Source organism: Zunongwangia sp. HGR-M22, from assembly GCF_027594425.1.
GTDB lineage: Bacteria > Bacteroidota > Bacteroidia > Flavobacteriales > Flavobacteriaceae > Zunongwangia.
Genome location: NZ_CP115159.1, coordinates 2,304,447 through 2,330,482, shown reverse-complemented (window position 1 = coordinate 2,330,482; position 26,036 = coordinate 2,304,447). Strand labels below are relative to the sequence as shown.

The 26,036-nt window shown below is 34.9% G+C and carries 24 protein-coding genes; 8 read left to right on the top strand and 16 right to left on the bottom strand.

Annotation, left to right across the window (positions count from 1 at the left end; translation table 11 throughout):
- Window positions 1-15: 15 nt before the first annotated feature.
- From PBT91_RS10165 to PBT91_RS10115, 11 genes are all read right to left on the bottom strand, one after another.
- Window positions 16-2,421, bottom strand: a complete 2,406-nt coding sequence (locus PBT91_RS10165; protein WP_270061452.1) for a TraG family conjugative transposon ATPase — start codon at window positions 2,419-2,421, stop codon at window positions 16-18.
- The gene (locus PBT91_RS10160) at window positions 2,408-2,692 is read right to left on the bottom strand and encodes a hypothetical protein (protein WP_270058359.1); all 285 of its coding nucleotides are present in this window, start codon (window positions 2,690-2,692) and stop codon (window positions 2,408-2,410) included. Before PBT91_RS10160 ends, PBT91_RS10165 begins: the two co-directional genes overlap by 14 nt.
- A 32-nt stretch (window positions 2,693-2,724) precedes the next feature.
- A complete protein-coding gene (locus PBT91_RS10155) occupies window positions 2,725-3,012 on the bottom strand; it encodes a hypothetical protein (RefSeq protein ID WP_270058358.1) in 288 nt (95 codons plus the stop codon).
- Between the two features lie 268 nt (window positions 3,013-3,280).
- Complete coding sequence (locus tag PBT91_RS10150) at window positions 3,281-4,993, bottom strand: hypothetical protein (protein WP_270058357.1); 1,713 nt, start codon at window positions 4,991-4,993, stop codon at window positions 3,281-3,283.
- The gene (locus PBT91_RS10145) at window positions 4,977-6,569 is read right to left on the bottom strand and encodes a hypothetical protein (protein WP_270058356.1); all 1,593 of its coding nucleotides are present in this window, start codon (window positions 6,567-6,569) and stop codon (window positions 4,977-4,979) included. Before PBT91_RS10145 ends, PBT91_RS10150 begins: the two co-directional genes overlap by 17 nt.
- A 15-nt stretch (window positions 6,570-6,584) precedes the next feature.
- Complete coding sequence (locus PBT91_RS10140) at window positions 6,585-7,355, bottom strand: HNH endonuclease signature motif containing protein (RefSeq protein WP_270058355.1); 771 nt, start codon at window positions 7,353-7,355, stop codon at window positions 6,585-6,587.
- Window positions 7,356-7,390: 35 nt separating this feature from the next.
- Window positions 7,391-8,059: an ATPase gene (locus PBT91_RS10135; RefSeq protein WP_270058354.1), complete on the bottom strand. Its 669-nt coding sequence runs from the start codon at window positions 8,057-8,059 to the stop codon at window positions 7,391-7,393.
- Entirely contained in the window at window positions 8,056-8,595 is a 540-nt protein-coding gene (locus tag PBT91_RS10130) for a hypothetical protein (protein WP_270058353.1), read from the bottom strand. The genes PBT91_RS10135 and PBT91_RS10130 overlap by 4 nt, the downstream gene beginning before the upstream one ends.
- On the bottom strand, window positions 8,595-8,873 hold the full coding sequence (locus PBT91_RS10125) for a helix-turn-helix domain-containing protein (RefSeq protein ID WP_270058352.1): 279 nt from the start codon (window positions 8,871-8,873) through the stop codon (window positions 8,595-8,597). Before PBT91_RS10125 ends, PBT91_RS10130 begins: the two co-directional genes overlap by 1 nt.
- A gap of 267 nt (window positions 8,874-9,140) precedes the next feature.
- Window positions 9,141-9,974 carry an RteC domain-containing protein gene (locus PBT91_RS10120; protein ID WP_270058351.1) on the bottom strand — a complete coding sequence of 278 codons (834 nt, stop codon included), beginning with the start codon at window positions 9,972-9,974 and terminating at the stop codon, window positions 9,141-9,143.
- Between the two features lie 106 nt (window positions 9,975-10,080).
- A complete protein-coding gene (locus tag PBT91_RS10115) occupies window positions 10,081-12,495 on the bottom strand; it encodes an aminotransferase class I/II-fold pyridoxal phosphate-dependent enzyme (protein ID WP_270058350.1) in 2,415 nt (804 codons plus the stop codon).
- A gap of 213 nt (window positions 12,496-12,708) precedes the next feature.
- Between PBT91_RS10115 and PBT91_RS10110 the strand changes: the two genes are divergently transcribed.
- The 4 genes from PBT91_RS10110 to PBT91_RS10095 all read left to right on the top strand — a co-directional run bounded on the left by PBT91_RS10110 (window position 12,709) and on the right by PBT91_RS10095 (window position 14,930).
- Window positions 12,709-13,077 (top strand): DUF7793 family protein, encoded by a 369-nt coding sequence (locus PBT91_RS10110; RefSeq protein ID WP_270058349.1) that lies wholly within the window; start codon window positions 12,709-12,711, stop codon window positions 13,075-13,077.
- Between the two features lie 19 nt (window positions 13,078-13,096).
- Window positions 13,097-14,014, top strand: a complete 918-nt coding sequence (locus PBT91_RS10105) for a helix-turn-helix domain-containing protein (protein WP_270058348.1) — start codon at window positions 13,097-13,099, stop codon at window positions 14,012-14,014.
- 101 nt (window positions 14,015-14,115) lie between these two features.
- Window positions 14,116-14,577 carry a MauE/DoxX family redox-associated membrane protein gene (locus tag PBT91_RS10100; protein WP_270058347.1) on the top strand — a complete coding sequence of 154 codons (462 nt, stop codon included), beginning with the start codon at window positions 14,116-14,118 and terminating at the stop codon, window positions 14,575-14,577.
- An 86-nt stretch (window positions 14,578-14,663) separates the two neighbouring features.
- Window positions 14,664-14,930 (top strand): DUF6520 family protein, encoded by a 267-nt coding sequence (locus PBT91_RS10095; RefSeq protein WP_270058346.1) that lies wholly within the window; start codon window positions 14,664-14,666, stop codon window positions 14,928-14,930.
- A 60-nt stretch (window positions 14,931-14,990) separates the two neighbouring features.
- Here PBT91_RS10095 and PBT91_RS10090 read toward each other — a convergent pair whose 3' ends face one another.
- From PBT91_RS10090 to PBT91_RS10075, 4 genes are all read right to left on the bottom strand, one after another.
- A complete protein-coding gene (locus PBT91_RS10090; RefSeq protein ID WP_270058345.1) occupies window positions 14,991-17,855 on the bottom strand; it encodes a M16 family metallopeptidase in 2,865 nt (954 codons plus the stop codon).
- 10 nt (window positions 17,856-17,865) lie between these two features.
- Window positions 17,866-19,251 (bottom strand): RagB/SusD family nutrient uptake outer membrane protein, encoded by a 1,386-nt coding sequence (locus PBT91_RS10085; RefSeq protein ID WP_270058344.1) that lies wholly within the window; start codon window positions 19,249-19,251, stop codon window positions 17,866-17,868.
- An 11-nt stretch (window positions 19,252-19,262) separates the two neighbouring features.
- Window positions 19,263-22,259, bottom strand: a complete 2,997-nt coding sequence (locus tag PBT91_RS10080; RefSeq protein WP_270058343.1) for a SusC/RagA family TonB-linked outer membrane protein — start codon at window positions 22,257-22,259, stop codon at window positions 19,263-19,265.
- Window positions 22,260-22,689: 430 nt separating this feature from the next.
- Window positions 22,690-22,899: a hypothetical protein gene (locus PBT91_RS10075; RefSeq protein ID WP_270058342.1), complete on the bottom strand. Its 210-nt coding sequence runs from the start codon at window positions 22,897-22,899 to the stop codon at window positions 22,690-22,692.
- A 357-nt stretch (window positions 22,900-23,256) separates the two neighbouring features.
- Here PBT91_RS10075 and PBT91_RS10070 point away from each other — a divergent pair, with 357 nt between their 5' ends.
- A complete protein-coding gene (locus tag PBT91_RS10070; RefSeq protein ID WP_270058341.1) occupies window positions 23,257-23,478 on the top strand; it encodes a helix-turn-helix domain-containing protein in 222 nt (73 codons plus the stop codon).
- 54 nt (window positions 23,479-23,532) lie between these two features.
- Here PBT91_RS10070 and PBT91_RS10065 read toward each other — a convergent pair whose 3' ends face one another.
- The gene (locus PBT91_RS10065; RefSeq protein WP_270058340.1) at window positions 23,533-23,772 is read right to left on the bottom strand and encodes a hypothetical protein; all 240 of its coding nucleotides are present in this window, start codon (window positions 23,770-23,772) and stop codon (window positions 23,533-23,535) included.
- A 28-nt stretch (window positions 23,773-23,800) separates the two neighbouring features.
- On the opposite strand from PBT91_RS10065, the gene PBT91_RS10060 reads away from it, so the two are divergent.
- The 3 genes from PBT91_RS10060 to PBT91_RS10050 all read left to right on the top strand — a co-directional run bounded on the left by PBT91_RS10060 (window position 23,801) and on the right by PBT91_RS10050 (window position 25,972).
- Window positions 23,801-24,196, top strand: coding sequence for a hypothetical protein (locus tag PBT91_RS10060; protein WP_270058339.1), 396 nt, complete (start codon window positions 23,801-23,803; stop codon window positions 24,194-24,196).
- A 219-nt stretch (window positions 24,197-24,415) separates the two neighbouring features.
- A complete protein-coding gene (locus PBT91_RS10055) occupies window positions 24,416-25,132 on the top strand; it encodes a DUF2971 domain-containing protein (RefSeq protein ID WP_270058338.1) in 717 nt (238 codons plus the stop codon).
- Between the two features lie 216 nt (window positions 25,133-25,348).
- A complete protein-coding gene (locus PBT91_RS10050) occupies window positions 25,349-25,972 on the top strand; it encodes a tetratricopeptide repeat protein (protein ID WP_270058337.1) in 624 nt (207 codons plus the stop codon).
- Window positions 25,973-26,036: the final 64 nt, after the last annotated feature.

Below are 26,036 nucleotides of genomic sequence, written 5' to 3'. Positions count from 1 at the left end.
AATGTTGATTTTGGATTATACTTTTTCTTTCAGGAAGCGTTCAATGGCCTTTTCCATATCATTGGTTTGATTATAAATGGCCATTATGGTCTCGTTCTCACTACCATCGGTCAGATAGGCTGCATAGACCTCTGGGGGGACTTCCAAACGGAACACGTTGCTTTCTTTCCCTATTTTGATAAACATTTCAGTGTATTTCCGTTCCCCAGTAAGGTTATTCCGAATGGAATATAACTGGTTCAGGTCGTGAGCCGAAAGGTTCAGGCGTTTCTGCAATTCGCCATAACCTTTTTCATTACGAAGGCTATAGATCACCTGGGTGTTTTCCAGAATACTGGCCGAAGTTGAATTGTTGGGCAACTGGTTGATGGATTGCAGGATAATCCCAATAGCCCCGTTTTGTTTTCGTATGGCCTGGTAGTAGAATTCCACACTTTCCAAAACATTGTCAAACTTCAGTTGCTTGGCAAATTCATCAAAAAGGATAATGCCTTTTTCCGACCGGTTTTGCCAGATGGTTCGCTGGATGGCCGATTTGATCAGTTTGAGCATTACCGAGAGGATTTCCTTATTGTCACGGACTTCATCCAGTTCAAAAACGATCATCCGTTTGTCTTCGATCTTATAGGTTTGATCGGCCCCCACGTTAAATAGAAAGCTGTAAAGGCCTCCCTCCACATATTCCGAAAGAATATGCAAGAAATCATAAGTACTGAAATGCGCCTCCCGGATTCCTAATCTTTGTATGAGCGTATCTTTATTTTCATCTACAAACTGGTATAAAGAAGCTAACGAATGGTTTTTACGGATTTGCTGGTAATACTGTAGGAGTACCTTTTTCATTGCTACTTCCTTGCCTTTAGATACTTTTTGACCTTCGGCCAATAGTTCTAAGAGGAATACCGAAAGATCTTCCAGACGTTCGGGAGTAAGGTCTGCTTCCCTGGCAATATAAAAAGGGTTAATCCCTAAATTTTTTCCCTGCTCGTAACGTAAAATACTATGATCGTTAGGATAAAGCTTGGCGAATTTCGAATAAGAACCGCCCAGATCGATGATGACCAGTCGTACACCGCTCTCAAAATATTGACGAAGGATGTTATTGGCTAAAAAGGATTTCCCTTCGCCTGTGGGAGCGAAGATGGCAAAGTTTCGAGCCTTAATGCGTTTCTTTTTTTCATCCCAGACGTCTTTTAGGACCGGGATATTATATTGGCGGTCATTAAATATAATGCCTGTACCATCTGAGCGGTAATTGGTATTATTTATGTATAGGCATAGGGCGTGTTTAAGATCGGTCACATAGAGATCTTCATTAGAAAAGTTGGAGGCAAAACAAGGATAGGAATTTAAAAAGTAATGCTTGCGCTCTTCTCCCTTGGGATAATATGGAAGCATATCCAGTTCCTTAAATTCTGTTTTTATTTTAGAAGCTATGCGACCAAGTTGTTCCGCTTCCTCAGACCAAAAAATAATGTTGAGATGGCCACGGATAATCCGTGAACTTTCATCTTCATTGATTCGGCTCACGATCTCACGGATTTTCTTTAATACCACTTTGTTTTGGGTTCCGAAGTTGGAACTTTTGGAAAGCTCCTCGATTTTCTTTTCCAATATTTTTCGCCATTTGTGCTTATCATCCAGGTAAAGGATGTGGTTAATGATATGGTCTTCCTCCAGATCCAATCCCAACCCATCGATAAAGCCCTGATGAAAAGTGAAATGATCAGAAGTGAATTTTTCATTGACCTTACTGCTTTGCAGGCTTTCCCCAAAGCACTGTTCACTATTGATTGCGAGTACATCAAAATGGTGATCACCAATGGCAATTCCGTTTTGATCCAGCCTGATATCCGTATCTACGTCCTGGTGGAACCCGTTGAAATAGGAGTGGGTGAATTCCAAAACTGCCTCTTGACCTAAAAGGGAAACCTTGATTTTTCTACTGTTATTGATAAAGGATACAGCATCCTTCACCCCTCCAATAAATTCCCTGACCTGATGATCGGGCTTTTTATGAATGCCTTTTTCGGTCTTCCGAAAAGGGTTGACATATTTGGAAGCTTTTAGATGCTTGTCCAGGGGAAGTACAAAGAACAGATAGCTTTGGTGCTGTAAGTATTCCCGATTTTTAAAATAATGATGGGTGGCTTTTTGCAGGAAGGTGTCGCACGGAAGTTCCTCAGCCGTATAAGTTGATTTTCGGTAACTATCCTGTTTTTGGATAACAGTTCCGGCCGGCAGTGATTTGAAAGCCTGAAACCAGCTTGCGTGCAGGTCTTCAAAATCTTTTTCCGAGAGGGAATAGATTTCGGGCAGCGATACTCGATATCCCATCACCACATTGCCATTGGAGGCAAAAACCATATTATCCTGAATATCCAGGATGGGATGGTAAGCCGAAAGGTTAATCTTTTTCATCATAGAACGGACTTAATTTCTTGTTGCTGATATTTTGAGGAAATACCTTCTGGAAATGGAACAGTCCCGGATTTAGGACAAGTTTATTCAGCAAAACGTACAAGGCTATATTCCATAGCACTATCGTTGTGATCATCCCAAGGCTAAAAGAAAAAATAATGAGCAGTAGGGAGGCGATCACCGAGATCATTTGCAGGGCAAAAAAGGAGAGGGGAAGCCCTAAAATCATTGCCCGCTTTCGAATGTTTTTATAAGGAATAAACTTTTTCATAAGGAAGTTTATTTTTATTGAATGGTAGAGGCTTACACCACTATTCCGATGAGATAAGTAAAGATGCCCACTACGGCACCGGCGATGAGTACAAACACCAGTACACGGGTAATCCCTTTTTTCAGATCGGCATTTTCCCCAAAGAAATGCCCGGCATTAAATAGGAAACCGACCAAAAAGATGACTCCTAGGATAATGGGAAATATGGACCGAATGGTGTTGGAAATATCATTAACGGAATCTTCAATACCGCCAATTTGCGCAAATAGGGAAGTGGATAGTAGCGAAAGCAAAGTCGTCAGGTAAATAGATTTTTTCATAACGGAACGTTTTAAATTTTAGATTCGTTTTCGTTATGAGAAAAGTACTGATTTAAGGGTTTAATCGTTTGAAAATCAAATAATTGTTAATAAAATATTATTTGTATCGAATTGATTTTCAATGGTGTTATTTGCCATCAAATTTTATGAAATTTGGAAGGAGGGTTGTTGATAACTTGAAATAGCAAAATGAAAAGAGTACCTAAAAACGTCAGATTTGGTGTTTTGGTTATGAATGTTTATCATTTTTTTTTTAAATGAAAAGATTTTAGTTGTGATTTTGAAGCTTTTCTGAAGCCTCTGTATTTAAATCTTGATCCAACTTCATAAATCTTCTCCAGAAGAAAGGAAAAGGTAATTCTCTGTGATATATACTGGTTATAGTAAATATATAATCAAAATCAAGTTTGGTAGAATTAAAATCTTTTTCGGGTGAAAATAACTTAAGTTCTTCGATGACTTCTTTTTTATAATCTTCAAATGAATCATAAAGTATAAGAGAGTGTTTAACCTTCCCAGATTTTCGACTATAGCTCTGATCTAAATAAAACCTTTCTGTTTCCGGTTTTGGGAACCAAATTTGGATATTTAGGTTATCCGCCAACAGTTTTTTAACCTTTTTAAGGTTTTGATAAGCTTTGTTGTCATCTAAAATAGCACACCAATCAGCAAGAAGCGACAGCAACATTGCGGATTTTTCATTTTGTTTTATATTTCCTAAATAATAATTGATCAAATTTTCATAATTTGCTCTAAAAAGGGGGAAAAAGTCTTTTATTACTTTTGAATCGTAAATGCCAACTATAAGTGTCCTCAACCAATTTTTACATTCATCTTTCTTTCCTGTTAAGTAGAGAAATCGTATAGCCGGTTCAATATCTATAAGGTGATCATCATACAGCGGGTAATGAGAGGGGGGATTCGTATTAATTAATGAAACTAAAGCATCCGAAATTGTAATGGCTGCCTCTTCATAGATAGCCGCATTTTTTGTATTTTTTGGATCAAAATGATATTTGTATTGTCTTATTTCAGTAAGACCGATATTTGCTATCAAACCTATCTCTTCCCACACTGTCAATCCATATTCAATCTGATTACGAGAGTATCGTTGTAAACTATGTTCAACAAAATAGTGGTCATTAACCTTGTTGAAATATGCTATTCCGATTTTACGTCTTATTAGATGGATGTTGTAAAATTCTAAATAAATATACCTTTTTTTAAAATGGTTCTGATTGCTAAGCCATTCAAAGGATTTTAAAATTACTTTATCAGCTGCATTAATAGCCGATTTAATATATCCATTATCTTCAGCCCATTTAAAAACAATATTCAAACAAATTTGAAGAAGCTTTAATCTTTTTAATAATGGCTTTTTCGTGTTAATTGGCTTGTCTAAAATTAAATCCACTAGCTTTTTAAAGTGATTTAAATCATATTCTTTAAGTTCAAGGAAAGCTAATGTTTTTTTAAGAAGAGAGCGCATTTCAGAATTAAAAAGTCTTTCTGAAAGTAAATTCTCAGAAACCATTTTTGAAATGTCGTCAATACCCCAAAATTCATATTCTAGATCATTTTCTTTATATTTTTCAGTGTATTGAGCCCAACTGGTTTGGCTGGTTTGTTCAAGAATACCATTGGTGGCTATGATAATTATTTTTGGTAATTTTTTCTGAAGTGCGGTAAGTGATACGTTAATATAGGTCTCCCTTATCTCATTTATTGACTGTCTTACACTATTCTGTCCTGAGTCCCAAACAGACCTCGAAATATTTCCTTGTTTTACAGTTATTAGAAATAGCTTTTCAATTCCATCTTTGTCCTTTCCAATAGCAGCAATATCCACACCGTACTGTCTTCCTTTTTGAGGTTTACTTATTGGAGTAATTCCTTTACTATTTAGAACATCCAAAAGTAATTTGTCAAGCTCACCATCTTCTTTTAATAATGCTATATATTCACTAGTCAGAAAATTCATCTCTTTTTCTATTTTGCCATATTAATCTCATTTTTTCCTGTCCGATTTCATCAATATATTGTACCCGAGCAACTTCAAAACTACTTTTGAAATTCTGCATTTCTGATTCCTGAGAATATTCGCCTCTATACTTTGAAAAGAAGGATTTTCCTGCCCTTAGATTTATATTGGTTAGCATATTTAGAAATGAATTTTTATTCTCTTCTGACTTATCCATCAATTTTTGTATTTGGATATTTTGTTGCTTTAAAAAGTATTGCATCCGTTTATCAGAAGGCTCAAATTCATTTATCATTTTCAAGTCAGACAATTGTTTGTAATAATTTTCAGAAGACTCAATTATTTGGTCTATGACGGATTTTATAGTTTTATTAGCTTTAGTCCTTTTTTTCTTTAAAATTTCAGTTACAGAATAATAATTGATAATCAAGTACTTTGCAAATAGCGATGATATATGACGTCTTATTCTAGCACTTTTATAATTAACTTCTAGAATTGAATAAAGCATTTCGGATGCATATTTTCTGTCTAAAATATATCCCATTATCATATAGATGATGTAAAGTGAGTCCTTTTCAGAAAATTTTTTTAATGACTCTTTAGGAAGATCTATGGCATCTACTTTGGAACTGATGTTACTTATTACAAATGACAATGCAAACTTATAATTACGATTATCAGAATTTAACCAGTCCAGAAACATCTCTTTTATAACTGAGGGATTTTCGAAATACAATTCTTGAATAATTCGCTCTAAAACGCTAATATTTTTTAGGTTTTGTTTGTTGTTGAGAACCCAATTCTCAATGAAGTCTCTGATTAATTTTGGATGAGATTTGATTGTTTCTTTTAGCCGAAAACTCAATGTATTATAAATACCTTTGTATTTCACATCGGTGTAAGTCAACTTGCTTAAACATTTCTGAAAAAAAATCATATTGTCTTCAGGTTTAAACTCCTTATTTAGGGACATTGCTACTTGACTTTGCACTTCAACACTTTTGATCTCTAATAATTCAAGTAAAATTTCCTTCGCGCTATCAATATTATTTAAGTTCTTGTTGTAAAACCTAGTAATAATTCCGAGACATTCTTTTTGCTCTTCAATTAATATCGGTTTTAATTTATTATGGATTTCTTTTAAGAATTTCTTTTCCTCTTCTTTGTCAGTAATAACACATTTATATGCGGCATCTATGCCTGAAGAAACCTTTGCCGTATTATTACTAGCTATATATTCTAAAATTTTTTCCTTGAAATCAAAGGTTGTTTCGGATTTGGATAATCCACTTAGAATTGAAGCACTGAATGCCAAAACTTCTTTTTTCTGTGTGCTTTCAATCAATTCCAATAATTCAACAGCATCATTGGGACTTTTAGTTGCGTATTTATGCAATCCTTCATAAATATCATAACCGGCCCCGTCATTCTGTATTCTTTTATATAGAATAGGTAATGTTTCAACAAATTGCTCCTTATTGGTTATATCTAAATCTTTTGAGTATTCTATTAGGTCTTCCCAAAATTCATAGTATTCGGGATTTTTTTTTAATTTATTCAGAAATTCATTAGACATTTTTAATTTGATATTTTATGCTAAACCAATGTATTTTAACTTTTCATAGTACTTAGGACTGTTCAACAAAATCATAGGGATTTCGAGATAAAAATTATTATTAAATCCAAATTCAAAAAATATAGCAAACCTTCCAAATTGAGGATTGAAAATTTCCATAGATTCAGCAAATAATTCTATTTTAAACTTAAAAGCTCTTTTTGGTGGAACTTCTAATTCATCTTTTAATTTTATTTCTTGTAATTCTCCATTTGAAGGCAATTTGATTTTGTATTTAATTGATGACCTAAGAATACTGGGTAATGGAGTATGAGGTCCTGACAAGCCAATAGGTAAATTTCTTGCTTTAACTCTGATGTTAGTAAGTAATAAAGTTTTACTAGAATTATTTATAAATGAAAAGATAAAAACCGGGAATAGCGATTGTAATTTTTCAGCCATAAAAGCATTTTTCGCATCTTTAATTTCTCGCCACCCACAGTTTTCTTCATCAATAGAAACCGATATAAATTGTATTTGGGAATTTATATTTCGGAGGTTTGTTTTTTTATCAATTACCTCTTGTTTTGAAATATCTTTTTTCGTTATTCTAGAATGACAATTAGGACATATTAATAATAGATTAATGGAGTCATTATTTGAAGGGTCTTCATCAATATGATGGATTTGAAAATGACCTACATCACTATTCGTACAAAAGGGGCAAACTGAACCTATTTCTTTTTGAAGTTCAGCCCTAACCTTATTTTTTTGTGGAATTGATATTCTTTTCTTTTTACTGTCCAAAATTTTGCCTATAGAATTGCAAATTACTAAAAAAATTACACTCTCTTATCCTTACTTTCCTTATCAAAAGCGATTAAATTAAATAGCTCCCGCATACGGCTACGAACGCGATTACCATAACGTTCTTCCAGTTCCTGTGCATTAAGATTGGTGGTGGCGTGGGTTTTTATTTTACGTTGGGTATCTAAATAAAGCTCGTAGCGCGATAACAGGACTTCACCCATTACATTGCAATCTTTTCCATAAAAGCGGCCGGGCGGTTCCACGCCCAAATCATCAAAACAGAAGAAACTGGAATTGCCATAATCCTCAATGGTTTTATAGCCTAAATGATTAAAACCGAATACCACATTTCGACAGGGAATCATTTCATAAGGGCGTTGATGCGGCACCATATACTTAAGTAGTTTCATTAGGCTTGTTTTTCCACAACCTACCGGACCCGAAATCAGGAGGCCTTTTTCAATATCTAAACCAAATTTCTCACAACTATCACGGTCTTTGATAAAATAGGAGCAAAGCTTATATAAAATGCTTCGATCTTCTGGATGAATTTTAAATTTCTTCCCGAACAGTAATTTCCCTTTAGCATCCAAATAGATCAGCATCTTTTTAAAATCATATTGGATCTCCTGGTTACGGAGTTTCCCAAGTTGGTAGGCAACGCCACCTTCGGTAATGATATGCGGAGCTTTATAATTCATAGCGGATCATCATAATTTTTATCTTTACTCGTCTTAAGGTTGTCCTGATATGGGACACTTGTGATTTGTTTGTTCCCATTTGAATCTTGAAAATTTAAATTTTTAAAATCTCGCTGTTTGTTCTTGTTTTTAGCGTTTTGTATAGTTTGTATATGTTTATTTATAGATACCACTGCTTGTCCATTACTTGTCTCGATATTGGTACAGCTTTGGTTCACTACTTGTCCAGAACTTGTCCCAAAATCGAACATCTTGATTTTACTCCCTTTAAAGGGATTGTGTGAAGGGATGTACAAAATGTAATTCCAATGGCTCAACTCTTTGATGCAACGATGGTAGGTAGATTTAGAACCAATCTTTGCATACTCCATTACTTCTTCCCGATTGATATAGAATTCTTGCCGAAAAAAATTACCGTTCCACAATTGAAATAAAGCAATGTAAAGGCTTATGTGGGTAGGGTTCAATCTGTTGTCTTTAGAAAAATGTTCAAACACTCCGTTTAGATGCTTGATGTAATTAATTTCTTCGGCCATTAGAATTTATGATGTACGCGGTTATTTTCCAGTACTTCCATTATGTCGGTGTATTCATAGTAAAGTACACCTCCCATTTTGGTATACGGAATAGTGCCGTTAATACGAAGGTTCTGTAGTGTTCCCGGGGAGATCTTGAGCAGTTCAAGAACATCGGTAGATTTTAGCCATTTCTTGGATGGCTGTCCATTATGGTTTTGTAGTAATTCTTTAATGTCTTCCAGTAATTCCATTTTAAATTCCCGAAGATCGTCGGTGGTAATAATAGATGTTGGCATAACAAAATGTTTTAAAAAGAAAGGGCCATCAAGGTTCATAGATTTTAAATGACAGCCCTTTCCATGATTTGACTTTCGTTTGGTAAAATTGCGTGGCTTTAATGGATTTTTCTCGGTAGATGGTTCGTAGTACGAAAAAGTTTAACTTTTCGTGTAAAAAAGGACGAATTGCCCTGTTTTAAGGTGGTGAAAAGAGGTATTCAGAAGAAAGGGAAACAAAAAATCGGTATACATGAAATTTTCGAAGTAACGGTTAACTACGAAAAACTACTTTTGATCATCTTCGCGCATTTTGGCCTCAAGTTTAGCGGCTATAGTATGAAGGTATTTGGTTCGCGGATCTTTACGCGATTTTATTTCTCCGTAGGTTTTGTAGAAGTTATCTATTTCAATATTAAAAAAATCTTCGAAAGCGGCGACGATGGTTTTTAAATCTACGGTACCGTGATTGATATCCCCTTTAAAATACAGAGCATAGATAATTTCCACCAGGCTTGTTTTAGTACCAGACCATACCAAAAGGTTAGGCTGTCGCTCCCTAAAATTACTACTGCTTCCCGGTTCTATTTTTTCCAGTTTTTCGCGGATATAATGAATATAGCGGTAGAGGGCCTGTACCTGTGACCATAGCATATCGTGTGACGTAGAGAATTCTGGATATTGGTAATAGTGAATATTTGGATTGAAGGAAAAATCCCTTTTTCCATGCCGGCTAAAGAACAGGTGATCCAGATAGGTATGGCCCTGTTCCATATAGCTTACGAAGCTGTTGTTTTCTGAAAAGAACTGATTGATTTTTTTAATCTCTTTCTCCAAAAAGCGTACTTTATGGGAATTCCCAATTTTAGGCAGGTTAATTTCACAATTACGGATTTGGGAGAAATAGATATGGTAGCTCATGGGAAGCGGCTTGATATTACGAAAGAAGTCTATCTCTGACTGAGGATCTTCAAAATCCTCTTTATTCACGTGTTTTTGAAGTTTCGATAAGGTTTTGACGGAAAGCTGTATCCCTGATTCCGCTTTTTTAAGATCGGAATCCCCGGAATGAATCAGGTTATCGATGTTTTCGCTAAAGGCCGACATAATTTTCTCGATCATGAGCTGAATATTTATGGATAACAAATAGTGGCGTTGCTGGGCTAGTTTCAAATTTGAATAGTATAAGCTTGATCAAATAAATTTTAAAGTTTATAAAAGGTATATGCTATTGATTTGTCCTTAACCATTCCATGGATTCCATTGGAAAATTGTCTTTGGCTTGTATATATGCACATTTTTCAATGATTTTCGCTCCGAGCTTTCTTTTTTCAAAACCTGCTGTCAGTCCAAAATCGATACGTTTATAATTTAGGACATTAGCTCTTTGTATGGTTTGAAACAATAACTGGCGATAGATGTTGTATTTATATGCATATTCGTAATCCATACCGATAATGGCAGGGGTGTAAATACCGGTTTTATTTTTATAGCAAAACATGACTCCTGCTAAAATTCGATTCTCATCATTTAAGTAAGTCAATATAAATTCCCATTGTGGAGATTCATTCATATGAGTAAATAAATTAAAGGGATAGCTAAAGGTATTTAGGCCCAGATTTTGTTTTTTTACATACTGGTATAATTTAAAACAATGAAGCAACTCCTCTGCACTAACAGATTTCTTATGGTCTATGATCAGATCTGCTTCATAAGCAAGGATATCTTTTCTAAAATGTTGACGGGATCGTTTACTTAAACTTTGCATGTATTCCTTTTTATCTTTCCATCCAAAAGAATCATATATTGCAGCTTCTGGCATGGTGACCTCAATGAATCCTTTTTTATGCAGGTATTGTTTAATTTTGGTCTCTTCCTTTTCAAAATCACGCAGGATGATATAAGCTGGATTTAATTTTTTTTCTAGGGTTTCTACATACTCCAGCAACAAATCGAAAGCTTGTTTCCATTCTTTATGCTCTTTTTCAAGAAATAGATGTTTGCCTTCAGTAACCATAGATCCCATGCAAAGACAATAGCTAGTACGAAAATATGGATTTGATTCCCTTTTCTTTTCTATTCGGTCGGAAACTGATTTTGGAGCAATCATATCTTCTTTCCATAAGCCATATGTAAAAAAGGTAGAAAGGATACATTTCTCATTTTGATCAAGAACGTTGCAATAAAAAAATTGAAGTTGATGCTCCGGCGTTTTTTCTCGTGTAAAAATTTCTTCTAAATTCTTTAAACCGTCCCAATCATAAAAACTATTATGTCCAACGCGTTTATTCCAAAAATCCATTGGAATTTCTTTTATGGTATTATAGGTGACCACCCTAAGTGTGGTAGCGGATTTATTAAATTTTTCAGACTGCTGTAAAGAGCGACCAAACGCCGAATATACACGGTCTAAAGTAGTACGTGTATCATTTAGAGCTTTTGGATATTCATCGTTTAAGACTGCTACAAAATTCTCAATATCCTCTTTTAGGTTATGCCGGGATATGCTAATGCGTAATCCGGTATTTTTAATAGGCACAGCTGGAAAAATACCAAGGTTCGTGTAAAACCCTTTTGCTATTAACCTGTTAATGAGGTTGAAGCCAGTTTCTGGCATGCCGGTGCCTATATAGAATATTGGGGAGTCATTATCGGTAATTAAAGGGAGAGCGGTTGTTTTAATACATTGATCCATATAGGCAATACGATCTGAAAGTTCTTGCTGCAATTGATAGATTTCCGGACTGAGATGAATTTTCGCGGAGGCGATAGCGGCGCCAACGGCTGCTGGATCTAATTGAATCGAAAAAGTGAGTGGTCCCCCAAAATTTTTAATTCTTTCTTGTACCTTCTGATCATTACAAATCATTACCGCACCACTAGCGCCAAAAGTTTTGCTTAATGTTGAAATGAGAATAACTTTTTCGGGTAATTCGTTTAAAATACTCATTATATACCCACTACCGTTAGTACCTTTCCAGCTCATTCCGTGAACATCATCAAAGTATAAATAAAGTTGTTTATACTGCTTTGAAAGAGCAATAAGGTCATTTATAGGGGCATAATCACCGAACATAGAGTACATCCCATCAGCCATGTACCATATTTTATTGCACCTGGATTGTAATTGCCTTATTTTTTCTTCAAGCATATTAAGATGATTATGGCGAATCATTTCAATAGGAACGGATCGCAATTTGAGCGGTTGTACGGCACTTTGAACGCTCCAATGTACCTGATGATCTAAAATGATCCCATCACCATCATCTACAACCGATGGAATAACCCCCAAGTGCCCGAGCGTACTATTCTTTGTAATGACTACATAATGATTATTATAAATTTTTGACATTAAGGATTCCAGTTCGCGATATAAAGGATGGGAAACATAGGACTTCGACATTGGAAATTCTGTTCCATAGGCTTGTATTGCATTAATCGCTCCTTGCTTTAAACGCGCATCCTGTTCAAGTCCCAGGTAACCCGTCGTACCAAAGTTAAAAAGTTCTTTGCCATCAATTTGAAGTTTTCTCCCATTGCTATAATTACCCTCCGCATAAAGGTGAAGCGCTCCAGATTCTTTGGCGCTGGTCATCACCGAGATTATGGTATTCAGTATGTTGTTATGTTTAATTTTAGCCATACGTCATCTTTTAAATTCCTATTAAGCTAAAAAAACAACAGCTTTATTTTCCAGTCAAAACATTTATATGGTCTTGTAGGCAAATCATAAAATTTAAAGTCAAATGGGGTTATTTGCCAAGGTTTTATATGGAATGTTATCATTTCTTGATTCTCAATGTTAAATTAAGGTTATCAATTTTTTATTATTTTTGTAGAGGAAATAGGGATACAAATGTTTAAAGGTGAAGATTATGCACACTTCTGGATTGAGGAGGGTATTCTAAATTTCATATATAAACCCAATATCATTCTGGATTTAAATGAAGCAAAGGCTGTGGTGAAAGCGAGATTGCGGCTTCAGCAAGGAGAAACATATCCAATTTTATGTGATATAAGACAACTGAAATTCTCGAGCAAAGCAGCACGGGAGTATATGGCCGTAACCGGCTGCCTGAAAGCATTAGCCATTGCATTTGTTATGGAAGAAGCGTATTCCGGAACTATGGTAGCAGCCTTTATGAAAATTAGTAAGCCTACAGTCCCCACCAGGGCTTTTACTACGACTGCGGAAGCTTTAAGCTTTTTGAAGCGATTTAAATAACTTAATAAAACCCCAGATTATGAATATCCCGACTTTTAAGGCAAGGGTAAAGGAGATTCTTAATTTTATTACAGAAATCACGCTTGGGAACTATACCTATATTTTGCCTCTTCGAAATCAGAAAGATGAACTCGAACAAATTGCGATATCCCTTAATATTATGGTTGAAGAAATAAATACTGTAGTGCATCAGATTAATCATGAAAAAAGTAAAGAAGTCATTGAAAATATGGTTATTAATCTCGATAAAAACTTACATATTACATCTTTTTCTGAAAATGTTGGAAAAATACTGATGTATAAAAATGAACATCTTTTGGAACAACCGTTGAAGTTTATACTGGGGGACCGTATTGGATTAAATGAGCAGTTGGATAAATTTATGAGTGACGTAGGGCAATACAGAATTCCAATTAAAATTGAGTTGAAGCATCATTGCGGGTATTCATGGTTAGGGTATGGCTATCTTCACCCTCTAATTTCAGAAGAACAATCTGGGTATTGTCTTTCTGTTTTTAAGGCGGTATATTGTAATGAGCGTCTCAAAAATGAGTTGAAAGACCATAAGGAGGGACAAATTAAATATCCAAGTGAATACCGTAGTCTTCTTTTAAAGGATCAACGGGATTTGGTTAGAAAACTCCATGCCTATATCACTAAAAGATTGGATCGTCCCCTACCAAAATTGTCTGTGATTGCCAGGGAGGTGGGAACCAGCGTAAGTAAAATGACCTTAATGTTTAGGAGAACCTACGATGAATCTATCAACGAATATCATCTTCGTAAACGTTTAGAGAAAGCCTATTTTCTTATCAGGGATACTTCATTATCCATAAGTGAAATTTCAGAAGAATGTGGTTTTATTAGTTTAGCCCATTTTTCCAGATCTTTCAAGAAACACTTTGGTATCCCACCAAGTAAAATTAGAGAATTATAAAAATTATAGTCCTTCGTTCAAATTGAAAATGGTTTCAGGCAAATGTTTTAGACATATTATAGGGAACTTTAACTCATAGAATTTAAAAATCTTTGAGAGAAATGACAGGAATACCTAATCAATATCATTGGCAATTCAATGGATCAATAAGAAACTTTTTTAGAGTTACTATTGCTCTATATTTAATTCTATTATTTGCATATACCGGTTTTTCAAAACTGTTAGATACCAATGCGCTTTTTACGACCTTAAGGAATGCTCCCTTATTTCTTTCGAAACAAAATGGCGAAGTATTTTCCTGGTTCATTCCTTTGGCTGAAATAGGTATTGCCGCTACCATTATATTTGAGGACTTTCGAAAAATTGGATTATTAAGTAGTATTATACTACTGGCCCTATTCACTGCTTATACGTTATGGATTGTATTTGTAAGTCCGCATCAACCCTGTACGTGTGGAGGTATCATAAGCCTTCTCAGCTGGAAGCAACATTTGCTACTGAATAGTATAAGTCTAGTATTGGCCTCTGGCGGATTATACCTTGAAAATAATCATAAGAAATAAAGATTTTATCGCGATGAAGACAGGAATGGAGGCCGAACACCTGAAAAAAAAAGTAGGCATTTTAATGAATTTTAAAACTTTATATTATGAAAAGTAAAAAGTTAATATTACCGTTAATGGCATTTATCTGTGCCATAGGAATGTCCTTTGCATCAAGTAATTTTGTTGCAGAACAATCTACCGGTTACGTGTTTAGGAATAATACCTGGGAACAAGTAAGCGTTAGTTGTGATACACAAGAAGAAAATGCTTGTTTAGTGAAGTTTTCTGAAAACGGACAAGAATATCAAGTCTATGATTCAGATTTAGAAACAGAACGTCCAGGAAGCGGCGAGGCCATTTTAATAGACTAATCAATTCATCTATTAGAAAAAGAATACCGGCAAACGCCGGTATTCTTATTTTTATCCTATTTACAGGTCATTGTTTTCTCGTAACACAAACTCATAAGTATTGTTATCCTGAAAATAGATTCCGGCTGTATTTATAAGATCTTTTTTACTAAGATCCTCTATAAAAGCAGAAACTCTTTCAAATTCTGGATATACTTGGTCATATCTATATTTAAGATATAATAATTCATTCATGTTTTTATTTTCATGGTTGTGATTTTTACTATGAAGTGATAGTACCTTTTTTTTAGCGTCCCTAAGATATTGCTCAGAAAAATCACCCTCTTTTAGTTGTTGATAATATACCTGGCATTTTTTTCTAATAATTTCAAGTTCTGAGGGCTTACAATCAATATAAACATTGACTTTTAGCATACCGGATTGCGGTTCATACTTACCGTTTGCACCACTAGAATATACGGCGAATTTTTCTTTATATCGAAGCTGACTTATTTTTTGATTGGTTAACTGTCCAAGAATTTGCAATAAGATTTCTTCTTTCCACACCGCTTTACTGCTTTTTATGGGGTTAATGAACCATGCGGCGTATTTTGCATTCGCGTAGGGAAGGGGAGTGTTCAGCTCTTTATAGACAGGTCCTTTTGGAAAATTAAATTCCATATGTTGTTTTTCCGAGAATTCGGATTCGTTTTTAGGGATCTTACCTATATAATTATTTAGTAATCCAATGATTTGTTTTTCATTAAAACTGCCAGTCACTATAAATGTAAATGCAGAGGGATCCCTAAATAGATTTTTATATATCTCATAAGATTTGTGAAAACTCGTACTGTCGATTCCTTCGAGTGCGCGATATCCTGAATAGTGATCTATTTGATGACCAAAAAAATCTATGATGCCATCGTTTAGATCTGAATAAAATCGGCTTGTAGGAGGATTTTGATAGAACTTTTTTTGTATTTTTTTCCAATTGGTGAATGCGCTATAATCCTTTCTTATATCATTGAGAGTAAGATATAGTAATTGAAGGAAGGTTTCCAACTCACTTAGTTTGACGCTTCCTTTTATCCCTGATTCATTGAAATCAATGTAGGGGTGAACTCCCTGCCAAAAGCTTGTATTTTTTAAAAAGCTATCCAATGTAAATTTATCGAATACCCCTACACCTGAATGTTTCACTATTTTTGGGGCATTTACAGCCGAAAAATAGTCTTTAGGCGAATAAGATGATGCCCCTTTGTTTCTAAAACCATGGATTATAATTCTTTCTTTATCATAGCCGTTGGAAGGCGTATAGTTTTTAAGAATGATATGAGCTCCGTTTGATAATTTATAGATCTTTTCTCCGGTTTTCTCGGTCTTTAATAACGTGTAATTTCCTGTATTAAAATTTGCTATGGTATCTGGATTTATTAAATGGCTGGGTATTTCTGGTTGTTTATAGGGAGCAACAGGTTTATCCCAGATATTTGCTATCTCTTGTATTAAATTTTCTCGAGTTAACGTAAAAGCTTTACTCGTTTTCATAGCCAAAATACCTATGTCATCAGGTAAAACAGGAATCATTTTTTTAATGTGACTGTTGGCTTCTTTAAGTTTGCAATGGTATAACCATTCTTCCTTGCGTAATAATTGTGTTTCCTCTAACACATCCCCTTGGGTCTCATGAGCCACAACTTGATTTTGCCAGTAAAATGATTTGGAACGATCTTCTCTATTCATTTCTTCGAGCAGATTTTTCTTTGCCAATTGCCACTCATTTTCAAGTATACCATATTCTTTTAATTGTTTTAATTGATGAATCACCTCTGTTAAAGCAACGAATTCTTGTCCTGATTGCGCATTTAGGTTTAATTCAAAGGCCGGTTTACCTCGCATGGTATGTCTAGAAAAGAGGTTGTATTTCTTTGCTGTATAAGAGTTAGAAGCTTCTTTAAAACGCCTATTCAAGACCTGGGTAATACTATTCCACAGCATTTTTTCTTTAGTGTTTTGAAATGTATTCGAATTTTCCAGCGTATTCTTAATTCGGTAATATAATTTTATCTGTACCCATGATTCGTTGTTTCTGTTTTGTGTCACACTATTATCCAGAACTATGAATTTTTCGGGTTGATTCAGGTAAATGGAATCACAATTAAGAATTTTTGGTTTCTTCCCCGGATTTTTCAGTTTCGAATAAAGTTCTTTTATTGTTTTCTTAATAAATTCGGAATCGCTACGCACATCTCCACTGGCTATAATTACTGCTAAATCGGGCCTATACCATTTTCTATAAAATGCTTTAAGTTTCCTCCTGTTCAGGTTTTGATATATGGACATAAGATTGCCGTTGTTCGAAATGCAAGGTGTTATTCTAGAACGCAGTTCAAAATTCAACGAGTCTTCTTTGTTATAATCATTGCTTCTGATAATGTGTTCTTGTTTGAGAACCTCTTTTTCCGATGCTATATCTTTTTTTCTAAAATAAGCTTCAAAGAGTATATCCCGATAAAATAGTAATGCTGTATAAATAGCTTCCCTGTTATTTGCGGGCACGATCAAGTTGTATTCGGTATGATTTGCTCCGGGACTTATGTGACTAATTTTAATGCCCTTCCCTTCTAATTTCTCATAATCTTTCATTCCTTTTGGGAAATGAGTGCTTCCCTTGGTGACTAAATGTTCTACAGCATGAGTTAATTGTCGCTCCTTAGGTTTTTCCTGAGAACCTCCACCTTTGATGAATAACTTTAAATGTATTTTTTTGCTATGCTTTTCAAGAGGTTTTACGTAAAAAGAAAAGCCGTTTTGTAATTTTTCATACATAAAGTTCGTATTCAGTGAATCGTTCTGGAAGCTGACTTCATTTGTAGTTTGAGCATTTGTCCCTAAAGCCATCAAGAGACTTAGAAAATAAAAGTATTTATATACGTTTAGATGCATAGTGAGAAATTTAATATCCAGGGTTTTGAGTCAGATTTGGGTTTTTACTTCTTTCAACGCTAGGTATAGGATATAGTCCATCCGTTGTATCCCAGTGTTCTTTTTCGTTTAGCACCTCATTAGTTTTATTTAGGCGATTAAGATCCAACCAGCGGTGGCCCCATTCCGCAAACAGTTCTTTTTTTCGCTCTTCCAGAATAAAGTCCACTAGAGTGTGTGAAGCATTAATGTCGCTTTCTTCAATATTCGTTAATCCAGCACGCTGCCTTATCGTATTAAGATCTTCCAGAGCTCCCGATATATTTCCCATTTGAGCACGCGCTTCTGCACGAATTAAAAATTGTTCCGCCAGGCGAAGTACCATCGCATATTCTGTGATATTATTTATGCTGGAACGATCTTTATATTTATATACATAGCTGTATTTATTAGAGGAATTCGAAAACTCACCGATCCAATTTAAAAGACGCAAATCATGATCTTTAAAGTCTGAAACAAAATTCTCGTTTAGTTTGATCCTGGTTGTAGAAGTGCCGATAAAGGTGTACCCCTCTGAAGTTGAGGTTAGTATATTTCCCCGGCCGGCTGGAGAAATTTGCCATATCGCTTCATCGGAATTGGCAAGAAAGGTTTCATTGAGCATCGTTAACTCATATTGGGAGCTGTTAATGACTTCAGTACTTAACCGCTCAGCCTCATTCCAGTTTTCCAGATATAATTGCACTCTTGCCAGCAGGGAAGTGGCTGCAAATTTATTGATTGTATATTTTTCGTTATCAAAATAATCTTCTTCTAAAATTTCTCGGGACCGTTCAAGATCTAACACAATTTGATGATAAATATTCTCTGATGATTCGCGAGGAATTAATGCGTTCTCTTGATAATCTGTGGTTAGGACCAAAGGGACATCTCCAAATAGATTAACCAAGTAAAAATGGCAAAAAGCGCGAATGAACAGTGCTTGACCTTCTAAACGAAGGCTTACATTTTCGGGAATAGCATCTGAATTTTGTAGTCCTTCAAGAAGGTTGTTGGCTAAATAGATGGTATTATAACTGCTGGACCAAATCCCTAATATACCGGGATTATCATTAAAAAGCTCATTTTCTGTAAACTGATCCAGTGTGGTATTATTACGGTTTATAGGTTCTAATACATCTGCTGAAAGTCCGCTTAAAACGGATATGCTATTTATAGTTCCTCCAGAAAAATCAGCATTAAATAGTTGATAATAAATACCCTGCATAGCGCTTTGAGCGGTCTTAGTAGACGAAAATACAGTTGTTGTGACCATTTTATCATCAGGAACGTCTATTTCTACAAAACTTTCACAAGCATATAGAAATGTACTTAGTATGGCAAGGATGATGATTTTTATATAAAATATTCGTTTCATTATAATGTTCTTTAAAAATTGAATTCTATTCCTGCTGTAAAGGTTCTAAGAACAGGAATATAGGTTCCAGATACCTGTGGATCTAATCCTTTATATGAAGTAAAGGTTACAAGGTTTTGTCCGTTTAAAAACAAACTACCCTTATCTATCCCGAGCTTTTGCGTAAGCGTCTGGGGCAGGTTATAGATGATAGAAATTGTTTTTAGTCTTAAAAATGAAGTGTCGGTCGTCGAAAAATCGCTGTTGGCAGCTAACGTATTTGCCCGTCCTGCCGCAGATAATTGAGAAGGTTTTTGAAGATTATCAATCTTTGTGACTTCATCGATTTGATTAATAATATTCCCAATATTACCGGTTTGAAATAGGGCTTTTCGACCGTTTTGTTTTACAAATTCCCACAGGAATTGCATTGTGACGTTTTTATAGATAAGTGTATTCCCCAAACCACCGTAAAACGCTCGGCTATTGTCTCTTATTGAAAGCCTGTCGGCATAATCGAAGCTTCCGTCTTCATTAATGTCCTCTACCTCGTATAAGCCTGTTTCACTATTAATTCCTATATAACGATAGAGCAAACTAACGTTTAACGGATGTCCTATCCTATAGATATTGGCGTATGACGTTTGTTCGATATCTGGAAACGCCACCAGTTTATTTTTAGGAATACTGATGTTAAAACTTGTTTGCCATTTGAAGGTATCGGTACTAATATTTTTTGTATCCGTTACCAGCTCCCAGCCGTAATTTTCTACTGTTGCGGGAAGATTTGATAAAATGGAATTAAAACCGGTTGTGCTAGGCAAAGGAAAACCGACAAGCTGGTTAGAAGAGCTGTTTTTGTACCAGCTTAATTCAAAATTCAACTTATTTTTAATAAACCCAACATTGATTGCCACTTCAGTTTTTCTGTTTTCTTCCCACGAATAGTTGGGATTGGTAAGCTGGGAGGGTAGCAATCCTCCGGGAGCCTGCGTAGCTTCGTAAGCATCAAGATATCCGTAATCTCCTATTTGATCATTTCCTGTGGTCCCGTAACTGGCCCTGAGTTTCCCAAAACTTAAAAAGCTTAGGTTGTCTAAAAATTTTTCTTCTGAAAAAATCCATGCAGCACCAATGGCTCCAAAGTTTGCAAACCGATTATTTTTACCAAATCTGGAAGAGCCGTCCCGGCGACCGGTAAGGTTTAAAAACAGCTTTTTGTCCCAATTATATCCCATTCTTGCAAACACTGCGCTATATCTATACTCAGCCGTACGATCATTGTTTACTGTAACATCTTGAGCATTCATTAAATTCCCAATTTGGGATTCGGCACTATATCCATATCCGCTTAGGCTAATTCTCGAATCTTTATTTTGCTGAAATGTGGTTCCTATAAGTATGTTTACTTCATGTTTTTTTATGGTCTTATGGTACGTTAACTGTGGTTCGATAATCCATGAATTTCGATCGATTATAGAATTAATGGATCGAGCTGCCAGGGATTCCCAACTATCGGGATTGTAAGCACGAAGCGGCATTTTTAAAAGCTCATCACTAGTATAATTGGTATAGCCCGCACTTGTTTTTACCTCTAATCCATCGAATAGTTTATAGGATAAACTTAGGTTTGAAATTAAATTACGGGATTTAATTGTACTGCTATTATTGAGCCCTGCAAGGGGATTATCCCTATTTGCAATGCTCCAATCCTCCCAGTTTAAGGATCCATCATCGTTATATATGGCGGGCGCATTAGGGGGAAGGTTTATGGCGGCAGAGGCCAGTGATTGGCCAAGGGAATGGAGCAGGTTGTTGGTATCTACGCCATAGTTTATTGAAAGGTTAATGTTAAACTTATTGTTATCTGAGTTATGGTTAACCTGTAAGGAATTAGAGAGTTTCCAAAAGCTTAAATCTCCCGGGTATATAGTACCTTCTCTATAAAAGTTGCTACCGAATCTAAAAGAGGTATTTTTTTCTCCGCCACTAAGGGTAACCTGGGCGCTTTGAATTTCAGCTTGTCCACCAAAAAATTCCTCTTGCCAATCTGTATCCCTATTTTTATCCCAAATTAATAGATCATAAGCGTTGGAGTTTGTAGGTTCTACATTATCATTTAAGAAAGCGCTCCTTCGGATGTCTAAATATTCTGTGGTGTTCAATAAATCCATTTTACCAGATGCCGTACCGATACCGGTATAAAATCTTGTATTAAGCCTCGTTTTACCGATATAACCTTTTTTAGTTGTAATCAAAACGACGCCATTAGCACCCCTGGAACCATAGATAGCCGTAGCATCGGCATCTTTTAAAATCTCAATACTTTCGATATTAGAAAGACCAATGGTGTTTAAAGGGTCTATACCATTAGTAGATATACTTGAAGAATAACTAAACACAGGCGAAGAATTGATAGGAACCCCATCAATAATGTATAGCGGTAGATTACCATTATCATCTTGTGTGTCTCTTAAACTATTTTGGCCCCTTATTCTTATTATCGGGGCACCACCCGGGGCTCCCCCTCTTTGCGTAATTTCTACTCCCGCCATTCTTCCCTGAAGAGCCTCTATAGGACTAATAACAGTTTGACGTTTTAAATCGTCACCTGATACCCTTGCGATATTTCCCGTGCGTTCTCGCTCGGTGGTATTATAATAGCCGGCGTTAATAACGACCTCAGATAAGGCATCGTTAGCAGGTTGCATTCGTACGTCTCCCGTAAGATAAGGAGTAAGTTCTTTTTCTACTGTTTGGTAACCCATATAGGAGTAGAGTAGAGTATCACCAATGGACGCCCGAATACTGTACTTCCCATCCAAATTGGTCATCGTGCCGGTTGAGGTTCCTTTTACGATCACATTAACGCCGGGTAGGGGTAAGCCCTCTTTATCGCTAATGGTTCCCGAGATGATTTGTTGTTTTTGGGTGTTTTGGCTATAGACTTTGCCTGTCCTTACCAGAAAAAAAAGGGATAATAGGGATATGAGCACTGCAAGATTGCAGCACTTGTAATTATTTTTCATAATTTCGCTGTGGTTTTGTTTGTCTTTAATAAGTTAACAAGCCATAAGCCTTCCATTGCTGATCCTACTCGAGCCGGAAGGCTTATTTAGTTTAAAGCCCGTAAATACGGTACTAATTCAAATTGTGTGGTTTTGTTTTCGCTCTTATAGATATGTGTTTTAAAGGTTACATTAATAGTTTATAGTTAAGGGTTTACAACTCCAAATAATTCAAAATTTAATATTCAAGATTCAAGGTTTGAACTGATTACTAGTTCTTGATTATCACCTCTCACTTTCTACTTTTAACTTTTAAACTTTCCAACTCATTTTTTAAAAACCGGCCCAGCTTGCCTGTATCAGCAAATTTTAGATTTGCACAACTTAGGAAAACCCTGTATTTTTAGCATTGCGAGTACTAAAGAATACAATGGTTATCCCTGTGCTATGCCTATGTGGTTTGCACAGGCGCCAGGCCGGTAACACCGGGCAAAAGGCAGGGCTTTTTGCTACCGGCTACGCCCAAATTATTCTGGCGCGCATTTAATGTTTTTTGAAATATGTTGTAAGATTTAGGTTGTGCAATCTGGTTTAATGAGATAGCTCCCATTAGAAATTTAGAATGGTTGTAATTTGTTAAATGACGAATGGTCGTTCTCATAACCTTCATGCTTATATGAACGAGTTCCCAAAAAGAGTAAGGGGCAAAACCTTACATCAATCCACTCTTCTCACAAGAGTCAAGACTCTAGTGCAGACCTAAAGCTTTTGCTTTAGGTGGTACCTGGAAGCGGACTTCAGTAAGGCTCACCCCTACGCTATTATATTACAAAGATATAATATCCGTAGGAAATGAGCTGACCATACCGCCTCCTTCCCAGGTACCAATTGAGAAGTTGGAGACTCGTTTATTACTAAATGCTAGATCAAACTCAGACTGATATGATTTACTAAAAATCATTTCATACACAAATATATAAAAGTTGATTTTAAAAATCAACATTATTTAAATAAAATCATGTCTAATAATAAACTTAACCGTATAGCAGAGGTCCTTGATGAAAAAGGAATGAAGAATAATGATCTTGTTATTAATTTAAAAGTAAAGAAAGAGACTGTTTCTCGGTGGGTCAATAACAAACAGCAACCGACTCTCAACACACTTAATGATATTGCCAAATTTTTAAAAGTTGACATTAGAGAATTGCTTAATCAAAGTGAATGGATGAAAATGAAATAATTTTTGTATTCAAACCAATTAATTTCTATAAAAATGAAGTAATAATAAATTAAATCAAAGTTTCAGTCTAGTATACTTATCCATAATTTCACCTGTCACAAAACTTTTAAGGCTAATGATTTTATTTTCCTTATTATTATATTCTACTTCTACAAAAAACTTGAAAAGCGCGTAAACGGCAAAACGAGAATTCCCCTCTATAACCATATCCAAGAAATCCCCCTGGGTAAATAATAAATCGTATTGCTCATGATCTGATAATAGTTTATATTGGTAAAGTGTCAAAACCTTCATAATCAAAAATCTATTAAAAGTAAAAGTAATGAAGCCTTTCTACCTTATTCTATTTTTTGGATGTTTTATTTCAAATACCAACGGGCAAAAGTATCATAGCAAGACTACCGCTCATATAAAAAAAGTTGTACAGGTAGAATTTATTGAACGCGATATCGAGATTAAAGAAAAGCAGATCGTAATTACCTCTTATGATAATGAGAAAATAGATATCCAGACTTTAAATATCTTAGCACAAGGAGAGCGGGATTATAAGAACTCTGGCATCTGTATCTGGTACCGCTGCAATACCCGTGGACTTCCTGATACCGAGAAATTAATCTTAATCCCAAAAGATTCTGCTAAATTTAATCAAATTGAGATTTTTCAGTATAAGGATAACGAAATCGCACCGGAAGAAATAAAGTTTTTGATTGATAAGTAATTTTTGGTTTTACGGTAAACCGTATTAATGTCTTAAAATATTTAGATATATTTAAAGTGTTGATATCCGGAAAATAAGTACTATAAATGATTATTTTTATATGGATATAACGAGTTGTAAGCAATACCAAAAAAATGGACCTTTATTACAAATATCGTTCATAACGATAGAACTGACTATCTTGAAAATGAAAAATTACGTTTCACACAACCATTAGATTTGAATGACCCATTTGAATGTTTACCACAAAAACCTTCATATAAGGAATATGAGCTTGCTATTGACGAAGTTTCTAAAATGCTAATTTCTCAAAATGAAAATATTGACATCTCAAAATTTCAGGCGATTGTTGATAATCTCAAAAAACAACTCAAACAGCAATCTAAAGAAAATATACGTGATACGAGTTTGAGCGATGCGCAATCAAATGTCAATAGAGATATTGGAATTTTATCGCTAACCAAAAAATGGAACAATACTTTAATGTGGTCTCATTATTCTAATTCTCACAAAGGTTTTTGTGTGGGATTTGACCCAACAAATAAATATTTTGATGACTATATAAATGATGACGGAACGAAATCAAGAACTAAAAAGGACGTAATCTATTCCAAAGAACGAGCGAAAATTCCAATGACTTTAGCTAAAAGAGATGAATTAGGAATTGAGCCATTTATTACCAAATCATTGGATTGGTATTATGAAGACGAAATACGTGTAATTGCTTCATTAAATCTACACGATGATATTATAAGAAAAGAACCAATGGATATATATCTCTTCAAGGTGCCACATAGTTTAATAAGAGAAATTATTATGGGCGTTAACATAAATGAACAAGACGAAAAACTGATAACGGATTTTTGCGAAAAACGAAATATTAATCTATATAAAACAAAAGTTTCGGATACAAAATTTAATATGGAAAGAGCGTGAAAGTACTGCTTACAACAACGTATATAGCTCATAGCTGGGCAGTTACTTAATCGAAGTTAGGGCATATTTGCAAGTCCGCCAAATTTTTTAATTTGGCTTATTGAAAAGAAAAGGTAATAAGAAAATTAAAAAATTCGGCTCGTGCTTAACCGAAAAATAATCGCTAATTTGCACGCTACGAGCCATATACAATACCGTTAGCAAATATTAATACCCATGAAGAAAATTACTATAATTTTTATTGCCCTTTTATTTTTCAACGCTTTAAAAGCACAAGAAAAACGAACTGTTGATGAAATTTGGAAAAATACAGAAAGTCTGATTGCTAATAAAAATTATAAAAAAGCTATCAATGAACTAAATAAAATAATTGAGTTAAATGAAAAGGATGCAAAAGCATACTTCCTTAGAGGAAAATTAAATGCAACTCTAAAAATTTCAAATGGTTGTGAGGATGCTAAAAAAGCTGCTGATTTAGGACATAAAGAGGCAAAATTAGTATATGATCAATATTGCAATAAGACTGATAAACGAGATTTAAAAGAAAAAATAAACAATCTTGAAAACATAGCTAAACAATTCCCTGAGAAACCTGAGCCATTTTATAATATAGGAAATATATACTTTGATAACAGAGAATATAAAAAAGCAATCGCATATTACAACAAAGCTATAAATATTGATGAAAATTATTCAGCTGCAATTTTTAATAAAGGTGTATGTACAATCAATTTAAAAGAATTTGAAAAAGGATGTGAACTAATTGAAAAAGCTGCTGATTTAGGATATAAACAAGCAATGAAGGTAATAGGAAAATGTAATGATTTAATTGGAAAATAACATTTGCTAACAACGCGTATGGTCAATTGCGGCTAAATACTTAATCGATATTAGATGTTTTTTA

Excerpts from the sequence above, each read along its gene's own strand:
- PBT91_RS10110 (WP_270058349.1), top strand. The coding sequence starts at position 12,709 with ATGTTTAAAGGTGAAGATTATGCACACTTCTGGATTGAGGAGGGTATT.
- PBT91_RS10085 (WP_270058344.1), bottom strand. The coding sequence starts at position 19,251 with ATGAAACGAATATTTTATATAAAAATCATCATCCTTGCCATACTAAGT.
- PBT91_RS10115 (WP_270058350.1), bottom strand. The coding sequence starts at position 12,495 with ATGGCTAAAATTAAACATAACAACATACTGAATACCATAATCTCGGTG.
- PBT91_RS10150 (WP_270058357.1), bottom strand. The coding sequence starts at position 4,993 with ATGAATTTTCTGACTAGTGAATATATAGCATTATTAAAAGAAGATGGT.
- PBT91_RS10090 (WP_270058345.1), bottom strand. The coding sequence starts at position 17,855 with ATGCATCTAAACGTATATAAATACTTTTATTTTCTAAGTCTCTTGATG.
- PBT91_RS10160 (WP_270058359.1), bottom strand. The coding sequence starts at position 2,692 with ATGAAAAAGTTTATTCCTTATAAAAACATTCGAAAGCGGGCAATGATT.
- PBT91_RS10145 (WP_270058356.1), bottom strand. The coding sequence starts at position 6,569 with ATGTCTAATGAATTTCTGAATAAATTAAAAAAAAATCCCGAATACTAT.
- PBT91_RS10060 (WP_270058339.1), top strand. The coding sequence starts at position 23,801 with ATGAAGCCTTTCTACCTTATTCTATTTTTTGGATGTTTTATTTCAAAT.
- PBT91_RS10135 (WP_270058354.1), bottom strand. The coding sequence starts at position 8,059 with ATGAATTATAAAGCTCCGCATATCATTACCGAAGGTGGCGTTGCCTAC.
- PBT91_RS10095 (WP_270058346.1), top strand. The coding sequence starts at position 14,664 with ATGAAAAGTAAAAAGTTAATATTACCGTTAATGGCATTTATCTGTGCC.
- PBT91_RS10070 (WP_270058341.1), top strand. The coding sequence starts at position 23,257 with ATGTCTAATAATAAACTTAACCGTATAGCAGAGGTCCTTGATGAAAAA.
- PBT91_RS10120 (WP_270058351.1), bottom strand. The coding sequence starts at position 9,974 with ATGATCGAGAAAATTATGTCGGCCTTTAGCGAAAACATCGATAACCTG.
- PBT91_RS10075 (WP_270058342.1), bottom strand. The coding sequence starts at position 22,899 with ATGAGAACGACCATTCGTCATTTAACAAATTACAACCATTCTAAATTT.
- PBT91_RS10080 (WP_270058343.1), bottom strand. The coding sequence starts at position 22,259 with ATGAAAAATAATTACAAGTGCTGCAATCTTGCAGTGCTCATATCCCTA.
- PBT91_RS10105 (WP_270058348.1), top strand. The coding sequence starts at position 13,097 with ATGAATATCCCGACTTTTAAGGCAAGGGTAAAGGAGATTCTTAATTTT.
- PBT91_RS10050 (WP_270058337.1), top strand. The coding sequence starts at position 25,349 with ATGAAGAAAATTACTATAATTTTTATTGCCCTTTTATTTTTCAACGCT.
- PBT91_RS10130 (WP_270058353.1), bottom strand. The coding sequence starts at position 8,595 with ATGGCCGAAGAAATTAATTACATCAAGCATCTAAACGGAGTGTTTGAA.
- PBT91_RS10100 (WP_270058347.1), top strand. The coding sequence starts at position 14,116 with ATGACAGGAATACCTAATCAATATCATTGGCAATTCAATGGATCAATA.
- PBT91_RS10065 (WP_270058340.1), bottom strand. The coding sequence starts at position 23,772 with ATGAAGGTTTTGACACTTTACCAATATAAACTATTATCAGATCATGAG.
- PBT91_RS10155 (WP_270058358.1), bottom strand. The coding sequence starts at position 3,012 with ATGAAAAAATCTATTTACCTGACGACTTTGCTTTCGCTACTATCCACT.
- PBT91_RS10125 (WP_270058352.1), bottom strand. The coding sequence starts at position 8,873 with ATGCCAACATCTATTATTACCACCGACGATCTTCGGGAATTTAAAATG.
- PBT91_RS10165 (WP_270061452.1), bottom strand. The coding sequence starts at position 2,421 with ATGAAAAAGATTAACCTTTCGGCTTACCATCCCATCCTGGATATTCAG.